Raw genomic sequence first — 15,756 nt, 5'->3', positions numbered from 1 at the left:
CAAAGCGCTTGCGAAATTTTCGTCTTTCAGTAACATCAATTCAGATGTTCCAGCGGTGATGGCTACAATGCAGTTGTGCTTCACATTGCTTTAATCAAGCGCGATATCAGCGCAAAAGCGAGCGGCTAAACAGGTGTGATACTCAATCAACAGCCGCTATTAGACTCCGTTTTTATTGAGGTTACCATGTCACAACAACACCCAATTATCGCCATTACTGGAAGTTCAGGCGCCGGGACGACAACGACTACCAACGCCATAAAACATATATTTCGTAGTCTTGATGCCAAAGCCACACTTGTTGAGGGAGACAGTTTCCACCGCTACACTCGTCCGGAGATGGATAAACTTAAACGCGAGGCCTTACAAGAAGGCAAGCATTTGAGCTATTTCGGACAGCAAGCAAATGATTTCGAGGCATTGGAAGAGCTATTTGCGAGTTACGGAAAAACAGGAAATGGTAGGATACGTAAGTATTTGCACACATTCGACGATGCGGTCCCCTACAACCAACTTCCTGGTACATTTACGCCGTATCAAGATTTAGAAAAAAACACAGATATGCTGTTTTATGAAGGCCTACACGGCGGTGTGGTCACCGAAGAACACAATGTTGCAAAACATGTGGATCTGTTGATTGGTATGGTGCCTATCATCAACCTCGAATGGATCCAAAAACTCATCCGCGATACTCATGAACGAGGTCATTCAAGAGAAGCCGTTATGACCTCCATCGTGCGCAGTATGGACGACTATATAAACCATATAACGCCGCAGTTTTCACGCACGCATATTAATTTCCAGCGCGTTCCAACTGTCGATACATCGAATCCTTTCAGCGCAAAAGACATCCCTTCTCTAGATGAAAGCTTTGTGGTGATCCGTTTTCGTGGCATTGACGATGTCAATTTCCCCTATTATTTACAAATGATAGAAGGCAGCTTTATGTCTCGCGTCAATACATTAGTTGTACCTGGTGGAAAAATGGGCTTGGCAATGGAGCTGGTGTTAACACCACTCATAAAAGACCTACTCATTAAAAAACGTGCCTATGAAAACTTGGCCCCCACGGAGTTAAATATTTAAATTTGCCTTATTTCACTTTCCCTCAGTAAACTATCGACTCAAAATTGAGGGATGTGGAATTTATTATGCTCAAAATACTTGTTGGTTCAAAAAATCCAGTAAAAATTAACGCCGCAAAAACAATTTTTCAGCAGTACTTTCCTGAGCAGGAAATTCACTGTGAGGGCTGCCACGCGCCAAGTGGCGTGCCCGATCAACCTCTGGGAGAATTAGATACGCGTCTTGGTGCTCAAAATAGAGTCGATTACCTCAAAGCACATTTTGATGCTGACTTTTACTGCGCGATGGAAGGTGGCGCAGCCAAGTTTGACTACGGTGCGGCTACGTTTGCATTTGTGGTGATCGCCAATAAACAGCATTCTAGTGTTAGTAGAAGCTGCAACCTACCGCTGCCAGAGAAAATATATAGTGCACTTGAGCAAGGTGAAGAACTTGGCCATGTCATGGACCGAGTTTTTAACACGACCAATATCAAACAAAAAGGCGGGGCTATTGGCTTGCTAACAAATAATCTAGCCACTAGAGAGAGTTCATATACACAGGCACTCACCTTAGCAATGGCCCCTTTTATTCACTCAGAGTTATATAGTTGATGAAGTATTCTCATATTATCTTTGACGCCGATGAAACCCTGTTTCACTTTGACGCTTTTCTCGGCTTGCAAACCATGTTCAAACAACATGATGTGGCATTTAGTCAGCAAGACTACAATGAATATCAGACACTCAATGCGCCATTGTGGGTTCAATATCAGGAAGGGAAAATTGATGCGCAAACGCTTCAAGTTACTCGCTTCAATACTTGGGCTACAAAGCTGTCTGTCTCACCTGAGCTGTTAAACCTCGGTTTTTTAAATGCCATGGCAGAGATATGTAAACCCTTGCCTGGCGCGCACTCTTTATTATCGGCACTCAACCCAACAACATCTTTGAACATCATCACCAATGGGTTTAGCGCACTGCAAGAAAAGCGTTTAAACAATACCGGTTTTAAGCATTTTTTTGATCATGTCGTTATTTCTGAGCAAGTCGGCGTAGCTAAACCCGATCCGCAAGTATTTGAACACACCTTAGAGTTGTTAGGTAATCCTGACAAGGCAAATGTTTTAATGGTGGGAGATACACCAAAAAGTGACATACTGGGCGCCAATCGATTTGGTATAGACAGCTGCTGGTTACAACATGATGGTCAAACTTGTCCCGATGATATTAAACCAACCTATCGGGTGGGCGATTTGGCAGAATTAGAGACTTTACTGGTTAAGTAAAGTCTCTAAGAGTGACTTATAAACTGCGCTGACGCAGTACTTCAAATAAGCAAACGCCTGTAGCAACAGAAACGTTCAAGCTAGATACAGTACCGACCATTGGGATTTTCACCAATAAGTCGCAGTGCTCTCTCGTTAAGCGGCGCATACCGTCGCCTTCTGCACCCATCACTATCGCAATAGGGCCTTTTAAATCAGACGTGAAAATCTCATTGTCTGTCTCACCAGCTGTACCAACAACCCAAACACCTGCGTCTTTAATATCACGCAATGTACGCGCTAGGTTTGTTACTTGAATCAGTGGCACCGTTTCCGCTGCGCCACAAGCCACTTTACGCGCGGTGCCATTCAGCTTGGCTGACTTATCTTTTGGCACGATAACGGCGTGCACACCTGCCGCATCGGCACTGCGCAAACATGCTCCCAAGTTATGAGGATCTGTGACACCGTCTAGCACCAAGAAAAAGGGCGCTGCATTCGCATCAATGATCCCTTGTAAGTCGTTTTCATTCAATGTGCGCGGGGCTTTGACGTTGGCAATAATACCTTGATGCTGCTCGCCTTTTGCTTTGTTGTCTAAGGCTTTACGCTGCATAAACTGCACTGAAATACCAAACTTACGTGCTTCATTGACCACTGCACTCAAGCGCTTATCATCACGGCCTTTTAATGCGTAAATTTCTAAAAAGCGTTCAGGTTCTTTGGCTAAAATGGCTTCAATGGAGTGAAAGCCAAAAATTAATTCATTACTCAAAACTATGCTCCGGCACTATTTTTTTGTCTCTTGCGGGCATTTTTACCCGGTCTTTTCGCCTTAGTGGCTTTTTTTCCTGTACTTTTTTTAGCGGCTTTTTTACTTCCTGATGCGCCCGCTTTTTTACTCTTCTTCAACACCCCTTTCGGCGTGGTTTTTTTACGTTTTTTAGCCTGCTTGCTGCCTTTATCTGGCGAGTCGTCTTGTTTATCCGATTTTCCTTTTGGAATTTTACCCGCTTTCAGCTGGGCCCGAACACTGCTTTTTGCAACGGGCTCTGCACCAGAACTGGATTTTTTACGGCGCCTTGCATAACGGTCTGGCTCAGCTTCATCCGCCAGCACCAAATTAATACGTCGCTCATCTAAGCTCACCGATGCCACGACGACACTCAATTTGTCGCCTAAACGGTATACCGTTTTACTGTGCTCTCCGACTAAACAGTGCTTTGCACCATCAAAGTGGAAGTATTCATGACCTAAATTGCTGACGTGGATCATGCCGTCAATTTGCAACTCATCAAGGCGAACAAACAAGCCAAAATTGGTTACTGATGAAATCACACCTGAGAATTCACTACCGACATGGTCTTGCATAAATTCGCATTTCAACCAGTCAGCCACTTCTCGCGTTGCGTCATCAGCGCGGCGCTCGGTCATCGAACACTGCTCGCCCAGTTGATCAGCTTCATCCGCGTCGTATACATACGCACCAGACACTTTTTGCCCTTGTTCAGCTAAGATCCCTTTGATTGCTCTGTGTACAACCAGATCAGGATAACGCCTGATCGGTGAAGTAAAGTGAGCATACGCTTTAAGCGCGAGACCATAATGACCAATATTGTCTGGTTGATATACCGCTTGCTTCATAGAGCGCAGTAACATGGTTTGGATTAATTCAGTCTCTGGACGTTGACCGAGTGATGCTAACGCCTCGGTGAGTTCAAGCGGTGTCGGCTCATGTCCAATTGGGCTCTCTATACCAAGGTCATTTAAGAACTGCCTAAAGTGACTCAGTTTTTCAGGATCTGGCTCGTCATGGACACGGTATAAGCTACTTGCTTCGTGTTTCTCAAGTAATCTTGCAGCAGACACATTTGCCAAAATCATACACTCTTCGATGAGTTTATGTGCATCGTTGCGTACGACAGGTACGATAGATTCAATTTTACGATAAGCATTGAATACAAAACGGGTTTCCAGAGTTTCAAATTCAATAGCACCACGTGTTTGACGCGCCGACTTAAGCGCCATATACATGTTGTGAAGCTCAGTCAGGTGAGGCGTTACATCTGCATACTCTTCACGCAGCTTTTCATCACCTTGTAAAATTGCATGTACCTTTGTATATGTAAGACGCGCATGGGAATTCATCACGGCTTCATAAAAACGATAACCAGACAGTCGCCCAGCTTCTGAAACCGTCATCTCTGCAACCATACATAGCCTATCTACTTTTGGGTTCAATGAACACAACCCGTTGGATAGCACTTTGGGTAACATAGGTACAACTTGCTCTGGGAAATATACCGAGTTGCCACGCTCGATAGCCTCTTTATCTAAGGGACTATTTTTTTCCACATAATGAGATACATCAGCAATGGCAACCCAAAGTCGCCAACCACCCGAACGTTTACGCTCACAGTGAACGGCATCGTCAAAATCTCGAGCATCTTCACCATCAATGGTTAATAGCGGTAGATTGCGAAGGTCAATGCGGCCTTGTTTGTCCTTTTCTGCAACGTGTTCGCCATGTTTGCTCACTTGTTCTTCAACTGCTTGTGGCCAAATATGCGGAATATCGTGATTGCGAAGCGCGACTTCAATTTCCATACCCGGTGCCATATGGTCGCCAATCACATCCGTGATCTTGCCAACCGCATTCATTTGCTTCGTAGGTCGCTGGGTTATTTCAACCTGCACCATTTGATTGTGTCGCGCACCTTTTTCACTGCCAGGCAAAATAATAATATCTTGAGTAAGGCGTGGATCTTCCGGTACAACGACCGCCATCCCGTGCTCAACAAAAAATCGCCCTATAATAGGTGCCCGTTCAGACTCCAAAACCCGTACAATACGCGCTTCGACTTTACCACCCGAACCACGGCTTGCAGCCTTAGCTAACACCCAGTCTCCGTGCAACACACGATCCATCTGGTGCTTGGTGATAAACCAGTCTTTTTTCTCTCCCTCAACTTCTAAAAAACCAAATCCATCACGATGACCAATCACCTTGCCTTTGACTAAACCGTCATCGCAAGGGATCACGTAGCATTTGAATTTATTGAAGTGAAGTTGACCATCACGCTCCATCGCCCGAAGTCGCCTTTTAAACGCAATCTGTCGCTCCTCTTCAAACACATTGAGTGCTTGGCAGAGCTGACTGAAGCTGGTTTTTTTGCTACTGGCTTTAATTTTTTCCAGTATATATTCACGACTTGGAACTGGATTATCGTATTTTTCTTGTTCTCGAGAGAGATAGGGATCCTGCTTTGGCATGCAAACACTGTGTAAAGGAGTTATAGCTTTATTCTAACGCAAAACACACTAATGGCCTAACCAAAGAGCACTGTCTCATCATAATTTAATAGTAAGAGATGAGCCCCAATAATTTAACTTTAGGCTTATTGGGACTCTGGGAGAAAATGTAAATACTTAAAACTTACCAACTAGGTTGATAAACCACCCTTTTGAGTCGTAATCTAAATCCGTTAAATCATCAGAGAAGTCCGTAAAGTTATAACCAACGCCGATTTTCATGTGCTCTCCTACATGTCGGTGCAGCGCAAATAAGGCGCCTGAGCGGCGATCTTCAGCCCGATCAACACTCATAGAGCGCCACTCAAGGGTTGCATCCCATTGATGCATCAAATGATAGTCAGCACGTAACACGCCAAGTGTCGCCGCTGAGTCAAACCACTGCCCGGTGTCACGGCCCATTCTCAGCTCACCTTGCCGCTGCGCCAATTTAGTACCAATGCGCCAGCGCGGTGTCAGCTGGTAATTCACATCCAACGCCCAAACTCGGCTGCGCTGTTGAGGTGTATTATCAAGACCTATACCGCTTAACTGTGATGCTGGAGCCAAGTCTTCTAAATAAGTAAAGCTTGCCAATCCAGACCAGGGACTCGCAGATATTGGACGATAAGCAACGCCAAACTGTGCTTCTGTATAGTCACTATTGAGTGCACCGGCAGGTTCACTCTCAGCACGAGAGCTATCACTTTGTGCCCAATCGACTCGCAATTGCGCTCGCCAATCTGCTGTGAGTTTGGCGTGGATGTTCTGCCTAGCCAGCCAAGATGTTCTGGTTTCTGTGCTGTTACTGTCTTCACGATATTCGAGCGCACTACGCCACTGCCAGGAATCTGTTTGGTAGCCCAAAGACAATGTGGTGACATCGCGATCAATTATATCATCACGGCTTTCAAGCTCACCTTGCTCAAAACCAAGTCCTGCTTGCCAACCAACTAAAAAGTCGTGCTCGATGCCATACGCATGAGTTAGCCCTGTTTGTCGATTGTCTTGCTGCCAAATTTGCTCTGCATATACACTGGTTGAAGCGTTAAACCTATGTCTGGAACCGGTTACCCAGTTCTTTTGCCTTCCTGTTGAAAATAAATCCCCCCCATCAGGGTCAACGCGGTATTCAACATACGCATTGCTGCCAGTTTGGTATTGCCAATCAACCCCGAGTTTGCCCGCTTCACCGAGATTGCCATGCGATAGCTCAGAATTGACAGCCAGCGTGTCTGTCAGCAGCACCTCTGTACCGATACCCACTCGGTTGTTTGCTAGTCGGCTTTGCTCTCTTACGAGCGTGCCTTGAAGATAAACATAAGGCTGCCACATTTCACTGCCGTCGTAATTAAGCTGCACGATTGCATCAATGCGCTCGCCATCATCAAGTTGGGGCGTTTGAAGCTCCTTATTTTGCTCTGCAAGGTTTTCTTTATTGTCTTGGCGTACAGCGCTACTAATTTGCCAATCGTCGTTCAATTGATAAACATAACCTAGCTCAGCAGCCTGCCTACGTTGTTGACTATCTGCTTTTTGATCATCCACTTTGAGCTGAATGGCATGATCGTCTTCGATTTGCCATTGCCAAAATGTGCCAATTGCATGGCTATTGACTTGGCTTATTTGACCCGTAGAGTTAAACCCAGCCTCAAGTTGTTGCCAATAAAATTGACCATGTCCTTGCTCATCCAACCCAATATCAGAAAATTCGAATGCTGCTTCAATTCTTTTTCCCGTTGCTGATTGACCCATTTCACTCGATTGTTGCTGCTCAAAATCAATACCACCGGTTAACGAGTTAAGTGTATTGCCAACCCCCTCTGTTTGCGCAGCTTCAATTTTGATATAAGCCGTATCACTAGGCCGGTAAGTAACATCCACAGCAATGAGCTGATCATCAAACAAATCTTGTTCTTGATGGTTGAGCGTGGTACCCACTTGTATTGTATCAGTTAACCAATGGCTCAAACGAGCACCATAGGTCAAGTTATCTAAGCCATTGATCCCCGGCGTGTATTCATATTGCGCTACCAAATAGACTGGGTTACTGTCCAAACTAGCGGTGCGAACGAGTAAATCATCCTGCTGGAACGAAGAGAGTGGTCGATTCAATAACACACGACCTTGTAGTGCATCAATATCATAATCTTGGCCAGCAATAAGTCCTCGCCTAACTAACACCAAACCGGTAATTTTATCACGGACCTCAACAGCGATTTGCTCAGAGCCTTGAACAATATCTTGGTTTTTAAGGTAGTAAAGAGAGCCGCCTGTTGAGCGATGAGACTCATAAGCACCTAGCGTTTCAGCCTCTGCGCCATATAAATGAACCTGAGATTGGTTATCACCCGCAGTGGTAAGCTCATCCGTTAAATATTGCAACTGTAAACCATATAAACCACGCTCAACACGTGCCAGCTCGGTATCGTTGAACGAGGTATTAAAATTCCCCCAAAGCACGTGAGACTGAGATTTCTCGACTTTTAAATACACTTTACCATTGCTTGGTGCATCATCCATTACAGTCGAGTCATCACCGTACTCGGTGGGATGCTGCTCTTCTTCAAGGCGACGGAATAAACTTTTAGGGTCTTTTTCATGGAGTCCAGACAATAACTTGTTCAATCCCTGCTCCTGCGTGTCTACCCGTGCAGTCACCTTGTACTCATCTTGCCATTTACCCGTGATATAACCACTTAAACGGCCTTCAGCAAAAACATTGCCATCTTGATTATGATCAGCACTGAGCAATTCAACTGGCCCATTATGGCTGTTTTGCCCAATTGTTAGATCAGCCAATGCCACATAAAACCAATCGCTTTTTGGCAACTCGAGATCACGATGAATTAAACGCCCTTCACCTTCGGCATTTAGCACTGCAACTTCTGCTCGGTGAATACCGCTGTGCACGATTTCTTGATGGACGAACTTGCGCTCTCGGTTAACCGCAACCACCCTTCCTAGAAAGTAAACACGATGATGGTCAGGGACCTGCTCACCATATAAGGTCAATGCACCACCCGCGATCTTGATATTTTGTTTGGCCAGCATTGACTTGCCATAGCCCGACATTAAATACCCTTCGAGCTTGTCGCTATCGACGGCATAGCGTGGTTTAAAATCAGCTTGCGCAAGGCTGGTTTCATCAAATCGACCTTGCTTGTTGTACACTTTTAAACGGTAGTTAAGACTCATACCCAACATATTGCTAGGTAACCGCCAGCGGCCTGACAATGTGTCATCCAGCGCAACTTTTGCCAGAACTTTATCACTTTGCGGAACAAGGATCTGTACCTCTGCGTAGTCAAAGAAGCTCTGATAATTACTGTAGCCTTTTAGATGCAACATCAGTGTATTGCCTGATTTTGTCAGTGCATGTTGTATATTTAATTTGGGTAATATATTGAGCGGTTCATATTTAAGCTGTAGATCAAAACGCTCTAAACTGATATCTGCGCAACGCTGATCATCTGCATTATTGGCGACATCTTCATCCATAAAAGCTTGGCCATCTATGGTGATACTTAATGGCCCTTTGTTTGCCGTAACATCACCACATAGTTTTTGGCGCTGTGGCGGTGCAATCACTTGCGTCGCTTTGACCACTCGCGTTTCGGTATAAACCGCAATTACTTCAACTCGCCGGTTTCTCGCCATCCCAGCTAAAGTAGCATTACTAGCCACCGGCTCGCGATTGGAGCGACCTTCCATTGTTGTTGAAGAAGACTCAAGGTTGAGCTGATGACGGAAATAATCCGCCACAATATTAGCTCGGTGCTCAGATAAACCCTGGTTGGTTTTATAAATCTTACGTGCATTGGCACTGAGACCTTGTGAATCCGCATGGCCTATAAAATGCAATTTAATATCTTGCTTGCCTTGCAAAAAACCAATGATGCGATCCATTTCAAGTTTAGTAGTGCCTGTTAAGTAGTGCTTACCAGAAACAAAGCGAATTGCAGAGTCTTTTACGAATTGAGCTGACTTGTCATCTTTAACCGTTCGCTCTATTTCGACAGTTTTGGCCTTGGGTTCATCCAACCCACTAAACACAAAGTGCTTTTGCACTATCACCCGTTCAGTATTACCTGCCGCAGACGTCACTTTGCTGTCGTTAACAGCGTCGATAAAGGCATAGCTCATTGATGGTACAGAGGCATAAGCCGCTGCACACAAAAGCGAAATTTTGCTCAGCAAGAATCGATTAGTCATCGCTGCCTCCAAGCTGCTGGTGGGCAGGTAAAGCTGGAATAAAAAATGGGATCATTTCCGTTTCAATTGTGATAGGAAGCTCGCGCTCTGCGACTTGTATTTGGATCCAATCAAGTAGCAATTGAGATTTACGCTGTGCCTCAGTGGTTTGTTCTAATTCAGATTGTTGATATGCAATACGAATAACTGTCGGTGTTTTACCTAGTGCATCCATTAGCTGCGTTAGACGAGACAGATACTCAGGCATGATTGCCTCACCGTCAAATAACTCAGCTGTGATTTCAATGCGCGCTACTTTATGGATACTCGCAGCAAAGTCAAGTTGGTGTGATTTACCGCGTGTTAAGCGTACTACTCGTGGATTTTCACTGATAACACGATATCCCGAAGGTAAGCTACGCTCATCCAGTTTCACGATAAAGTTGCCACCTCGAACAGCATGTGGAATATCCGCACACGCTAAATGATAGCGACCATGTTGATCTGTCGTTATCCAAAGGCCTTGCGCCGTAGCTAAACGAATTGCTGGTAACCCAGGCTCACCAGACTCTTGAATTCCATTGCGATTATGATCATCAAATACTTTACCCATCAGATCGCTACAATCAAAAATGGGATCTGGAACAACTCTTACGGTCGCTTCACCAATATTTGAAATTCGGTTGCCGGAGCCAGTTTGGTAAAGGCCTCCAATAAACTCGACCCAAGCCTGATTGATATATTTACCTTCGCTGACACCGGTCCCCACCACTACGATCAACTCGATCATCACCGACTGCTCTGGTTGTAGAGATTTACCAGCCCAGCGCAATTGCCTGCCGCGCTGTTCAGGCTCCATAGCTAGACCATCCACTTTTGCACTGCCCGCAACATATTTAAGGCCGGCGGGAAGCTGATCAATAAATGCCAGTGGTGACAGCTCCATTTCTGATTGGTTGGTCACTTTAATGCGATATGGCACCAACTCCCCAATCACAACATCTTGCTTGAGCGCCTGCTTACTGACATGCACCAGATCTTCGCCAAATGCATCGAGTGGAATATGGTTGTTTACCACATTGCCCGACGGTAACTTAGGCTCAATGTAGAAGCTCTGATAGTACTGAGTAGTATGCATGTCTTGCAGCGCTTGATCTGAATGATTCGCACACTGAGTTGCAATATGCTCGGGCGCATCCAAAGTTGGCACAGTTTCTTCAACAAAAATAGTAATTGGTAATTCTCGAGCGCCGACTTTGAGTGTGTTCGCACACACAGGTAGACGCTTCGATCCGCCGCTTTGATAGCCATTAGGCTCAGTAACATGCAGCTCATACACGCCAGCAGGAGCTTGCGCAAAGAGTAAGAATTGATAGTACCCATCATCGCTGGTAGTTTGCTCTACATTCGCCGAACCACCCACTAAATGCAGATCAGGCTCAAAACCACTCGGGCCTGTGATCTTAATTTTTGCACCCTTAATAGGCTTTCTCAGCTCTGAATCGTAAATCACGCCCGAAGGGTCCACTGGCAATGATTGATTCTCAACTTGCTCGCCAGCACTAACGCGCAGATTTAAAATAGTCCCTTTTTCAGTACTGGCATCTGGATCATCGGAAACAGGAAGGCCGTAAATTACGCCACCTTGTGGATGCCTAAAGCGTACTTCATAAGTACCTACTGGTAAGCCATTAAAGGTGTATTGACCGTTACCATCAGATTCCACAATCGCCAGAGGCTCAGCATCTAAAGGATTTCCTTCTCCTGTCATTGGATCTGGTAGTAGTTCTACGATCCAACCACCTTGTCCGTTGCTATCATCTTCCTCCCGATTATGGTTTTTATCCAACCAAACCATGCCTGAGATACTGGCAGGATCCATCAATTGCTCACCAAAATTGTATGAGTGTGCTTTGGTTACATGACGTTCTATATGGATAGCGGAGATCTGGTCATCGCCCAATACACCGCCAATGTTTCCAACACTATCTAGACCATCTTGTGTATTTTCAGGCTGGTATTCTGTTACTGTGAATCCATCAACACTACTTAGCGGCAGATCTTCAAACTCATAACGTCCATAGGCATCTGTAAAAATGTCACGACTCACAGGTTGGCCATCAAGATCAGCTCCTGAAATAGTTAGCTTCACATCGCGCAAACCCATCTCATATGTGTCTTGCACACCATCATCATTGAGATCTACATATACACGACCAGCTAAATCACTGCCACGTTCAGCAAAGTTGTATCCCACAGCGTGCTGACCAAGTTCAATTAATATCCCTGTGAATTGATCCTCACCGATCTCACCACCGGCATTGCCTAATTGCTCTTTTCCATCCAACCAAGCACTCGGCTGTTTTTGGATAATTTGATAGGTGCCTGGATATAGGTAATCAAAGGTATACAAGCCCTGCTCATTCGAAACAGTACTTCGTTCGACTGCGATACCGTCTAAAGTTGCCCCGGTTAAACTAACTTCCACGCCACCAATACGCAGAGTTTCACCATCTTCAAGTAAGCCATTTTCATCTGCATCCACCCATACCTCACCCGCAATAGACGCCCTTGGCAGCTCCGCAAAGTCGTAGTTTGCATAGTGCTTAACTTCAAGCACCTGGCCGATTGAGATACTGTCTGTCCCTTTTGAATTGGTAACCACGTTCCCCTGCGCAGACTCTTGACCATCTAGGTATGATTGCGGTTGCTGAGTTTGAGTTACAACATAGCCAAGTTCATTGCTCGGCGGCAGATCAGTAAAGCGATACACGCCCTGTTCATTGGTTAACGCGCTAAGATCTATACTGTGGCCTTGATAATCAACACCAGTTAAGTGTATTTCAGAGCCAACAATCGCAATGTCTGTTGCATCAAGTTCCGTACTGTCAGGGAATAGACCCGAGTCAGTCTGATCAATAAAAACGCGGCCACTAATGGCAATACCAAAGCCTTCAGTGAAATTCTGTTGTGCTAGTCCTGCACCTTGCTCCAATACCAATCCGCTGATCACATCTGTTTGATCTGAATCAGCAATCTGAACTCCATTTTTATAATCGATACCATCGACATAATTAGCTGGTTGAATTTGAACTAGTTGATAACCTTGTTCATCGCTTTTCGGCAATTGGGTAAATTCAAAACGGCCATCAGAATCAGTTACAGTTTTGAAGTTAACATCAGTACCTGCGTGACTTATACCTGTGAGCTGAATTTCCACATTTGAGATAGCATCATCACTACGGTTTAGTAGCCCATCAAGATTACGATCAACAAATACTGCGCCCTCAATTCGACCTTTGTACAACTCAGCAAAGTGTAAATTAGCAACTTCTTGGTTTGCAGCTAATGATATCGAGAAAACGTCGTTGGTATTTATAGACACTATCTCTCCATCACGGGACTCATGACCATCAATAAATAGTTCTGGCTGTATTTGTGTTACGGTGTAGCCTTCCTCATTACTTGTTACCAAATTGGCAAATACAAACGATCCGTCACTACTGGTTTTAGCTTCAATCTCAATCACCTCTCCATATGCGGAAACACCGCCGAGCGTAATCGTGATATCTGCTAATCCAAGTTCATCAACATCCATTAATCCATTGCTATTTGCATCAATAAAAACTTTACCGGAAATTTTGGCGTCTGTATGAAGTTGCTCAGTGAAGATAAGTTCAGGTGCAGCTTGCTCACCCAGTATCAATTTGATCTCACTGTTTGAACCAAATTGATCTGCCGCTGAACCAAGATAATCTTGGCCTTCAACATAGTCAGTTTCACCTTGGGTAACTGTGTAGCCAGCCGAATTTGATGCGCGAAGACCTGTAAAGTTAAACGCGCCATTTTCATCGGTTGAGGTACGCAGATTCACCGCTTCACCGTAAAGATCCTGACCTGTTAACTGGATCTCAATCCCCGCAAGGACAAAGTCATTCCCGTTGCTAGTACCATCTTGGTTGATATCAACAAATACACGACCTGATATTGACTTGTCGCCTGTGCTTAGTTGCTCAGTGAAAACAACTTCTTTGCCTGTTTGCTCTTCTTGACCAAGAGCTACCAATACTTCACTTAGTGATCCAAACTGATCTGCTGTTAAACCTAAGTAATCTTGGCCTTCAACATAGTCAGTTTCACCTTGGGTAACTGTGAAGCCTGCTGAGTTAGAAGCGCGAAGCCCAGCAAAGTTAAACGCGCCATTTTCATCGGTTGTGGTACGCAGGTTCACCGCTTCACCGTAAAGATCCTCACCTGTTAATTGGATCTCAACCCCCGCAAGGGCAAAGTCATTGCCGTTGTTGGTTCCATCTTGGTTGATATCGACAAATACGCGACCTGATACAGATTTGTCGCCTGTGCTTAGTTGCTCAGTGAAGATAAGTTCAGGCGCAGCTTGCTCACCTAATAACAGTTTGATCTCACTGTTTGAACCAAATTGATCAGCCGATGAACCAAGATAATCTTGGCCTTCAACATACTCAGTAGTACCTTGAGTAACTGTGTAACCTGCATCATTTGATGCGCGAAGCCCCTCAAAGTTAAAGGCGCCATTTGCATCGGTTGAGGTATGCAGATTCACCGCTTCACCGTAAAGATCCTGCCCTGTTAATTGGATCTCAATCCCCGCAAGGACAAAGTCATTCCCGTTACTAGTACCATCTTGGTTAATATCAACAAATACGCGACCTGATATTGATTTGTCGCCAGTGCTTAGTTGCTCAGTGAAGATAAGTTCAGGTGCAGCTTGCTCACCCAGTATCAATTTGATCTCACTGTTTGAACCAAATTGATCAGCCGTTGAACCAAGATAATCTTGGCCTTCAACATAGTCAGTAGTACCTTGAGTAACTGTGTAGCCAGCCGAATTTGATGCGCGAAGGCCTGCAAAGTTAAACACGCCATTTTCATCAGTTGTGGTGCGCAGGTTCACCGCTTCACCGTAAAGATCCTGACCTGTTAATTGGATCTCAATCCCTGCAAGGACAAAGTCATTACCATTATTTGCACCATCTTGGTTGATATCGACAAATACACGACCTGATATTGACTTGTCGCCAGTGCTTAGTTGCTCAGTGAAAGTAAGTTCAGGTGCAGCTTGCTCACCCAGTATCAGTTTGATCTCACTATTTGAACCAAATTGATCAGCCGATGAACCAAGATAATCTTGGCCTTCAACATAGTCAGTTTCACCTTGAGTAACTGTGTAGCCAGCCGAATTTGATGCGCGAAGACTCGCAAAGTTAAACACGCCATTTGCATCGGTTGAGGTATGCAGATTCACCGCTTCACCGTAAAGATCCTGACCTGTTAGCTGGATCTCAATCCCCGCAAGGACAAAATCATTCCCGTTATTGGTACCATCTTGGTTGATATCAACAAATACGCGACCTGATATTGATTTGTCGCCAGCGCTTAGTTGCTCAGTGAAGATAAGCTCAGGTGCTGCTTGCTCACCAAGAACCAGTTTGATCTCACTATTTGAACCAAATTGATCAGCCGATGAACCAAGATAATCTTGGCCTTCAACATAGTCAGTTTCACCTTGAGTAACTGTGTAACCTGCATCATTTGAAGCGCGAAGGCCTGCAAAGTTAAAGGCGCCATTTGCATCGGTTGTGGTGCGCAGATTCACCGCTTCACCGTAAAGATCCTGACCTGTTAATTGGATCTCAATCCCCGCAAGGACAAAATCATTACCGTTGCTAGTACCATCTTGGTTGATATCAACAAATACGCGACCTGAGACTGACTTGTAGCCTGTACTTAGTTGTTCAGTGAAGATAAGCTCAGGTGCTGCTTGCTCACCAAGAACCAGTTTGATCTCACTGTTTGAACCAAATTGATCAGCCGATGAACCAAGATAATCTTGGCCTTCAACATACTCTGTAGCGCCTTGCGTGATGGTGTAGCCTGCTGAGTTAGAAGCGCGAAGGCCG

7 protein-coding genes are annotated in these 15,756 nt (G+C 45.0%); 3 read left to right on the top strand and 4 right to left on the bottom strand.

Going from position 1 to position 15,756, the window contains the following annotated elements; translation table 11 throughout:
• Window positions 1-186 precede the first annotated feature (186 nt).
• From J8M00_RS17450 to yjjG, 3 genes are all read left to right on the top strand, one after another.
• Entirely contained in the window at window positions 187-1,086 is a 900-nt protein-coding gene (locus J8M00_RS17450; RefSeq protein WP_211012105.1) for a phosphoribulokinase, read from the top strand.
• A 65-nt stretch (window positions 1,087-1,151) separates the two neighbouring features.
• Complete coding sequence (yjjX, locus tag J8M00_RS17445; RefSeq protein WP_211011823.1) at window positions 1,152-1,679, top strand: inosine/xanthosine triphosphatase; 528 nt, start codon at window positions 1,152-1,154, stop codon at window positions 1,677-1,679.
• Window positions 1,679-2,353 carry a pyrimidine 5'-nucleotidase gene (gene yjjG, locus J8M00_RS17440; RefSeq protein WP_211011822.1) on the top strand — a complete coding sequence of 225 codons (675 nt, stop codon included), beginning with the start codon at window positions 1,679-1,681 and terminating at the stop codon, window positions 2,351-2,353. The genes yjjX and yjjG overlap by 1 nt, the downstream gene beginning before the upstream one ends.
• A gap of 16 nt (window positions 2,354-2,369) precedes the next feature.
• On the opposite strand, the gene rlmB is transcribed toward yjjG, so the two are convergent.
• The 4 genes from rlmB to J8M00_RS17420 form a co-directional block, all read right to left on the bottom strand.
• On the bottom strand, window positions 2,370-3,107 hold the full coding sequence (gene rlmB / locus J8M00_RS17435) for a 23S rRNA (guanosine(2251)-2'-O)-methyltransferase RlmB (protein WP_211011821.1): 738 nt from the start codon (window positions 3,105-3,107) through the stop codon (window positions 2,370-2,372).
• Between the two features lie 2 nt (window positions 3,108-3,109).
• Window positions 3,110-5,605, bottom strand: a complete 2,496-nt coding sequence (gene rnr / locus J8M00_RS17430; protein ID WP_211011820.1) for a ribonuclease R — start codon at window positions 5,603-5,605, stop codon at window positions 3,110-3,112.
• 156 nt (window positions 5,606-5,761) lie between these two features.
• A complete protein-coding gene (locus J8M00_RS17425; RefSeq protein WP_211011819.1) occupies window positions 5,762-9,838 on the bottom strand; it encodes an OmpA family protein in 4,077 nt (1,358 codons plus the stop codon).
• A partial coding sequence (locus J8M00_RS17420; protein ID WP_211011818.1) for an SdrD B-like domain-containing protein occupies window positions 9,831-15,756 on the bottom strand: 5,926 nt, incomplete at its 5' end. The genes J8M00_RS17425 and J8M00_RS17420, both read right to left, overlap by 8 nt.

It is taken from the genome of Pseudoalteromonas luteoviolacea (genome assembly GCF_018100925.1).
Classification (GTDB): Bacteria; Pseudomonadota; Gammaproteobacteria; order Enterobacterales; family Alteromonadaceae; genus Pseudoalteromonas; species Pseudoalteromonas obscura.
The sequence above is the reverse complement of the archived record's forward strand: the minus strand, read 5'-3'. Positions and strand labels throughout refer to the sequence as shown.

Bases quoted from the DNA above. Each gene is read 5' to 3' on its own strand.
- J8M00_RS17450 (WP_211012105.1), top strand. From the start codon at position 187: ATGTCACAACAACACCCAATTATCGCCATTACTGGAAGTTCAGGCGCC.
- yjjX (WP_211011823.1), top strand. From the start codon at position 1,152: ATGCTCAAAATACTTGTTGGTTCAAAAAATCCAGTAAAAATTAACGCC.
- yjjG (WP_211011822.1), top strand. From the start codon at position 1,679: ATGAAGTATTCTCATATTATCTTTGACGCCGATGAAACCCTGTTTCAC.
- rnr (WP_211011820.1), bottom strand. From the start codon at position 5,605: ATGCCAAAGCAGGATCCCTATCTCTCTCGAGAACAAGAAAAATACGAT.
- J8M00_RS17425 (WP_211011819.1), bottom strand. From the start codon at position 9,838: ATGACTAATCGATTCTTGCTGAGCAAAATTTCGCTTTTGTGTGCAGCG.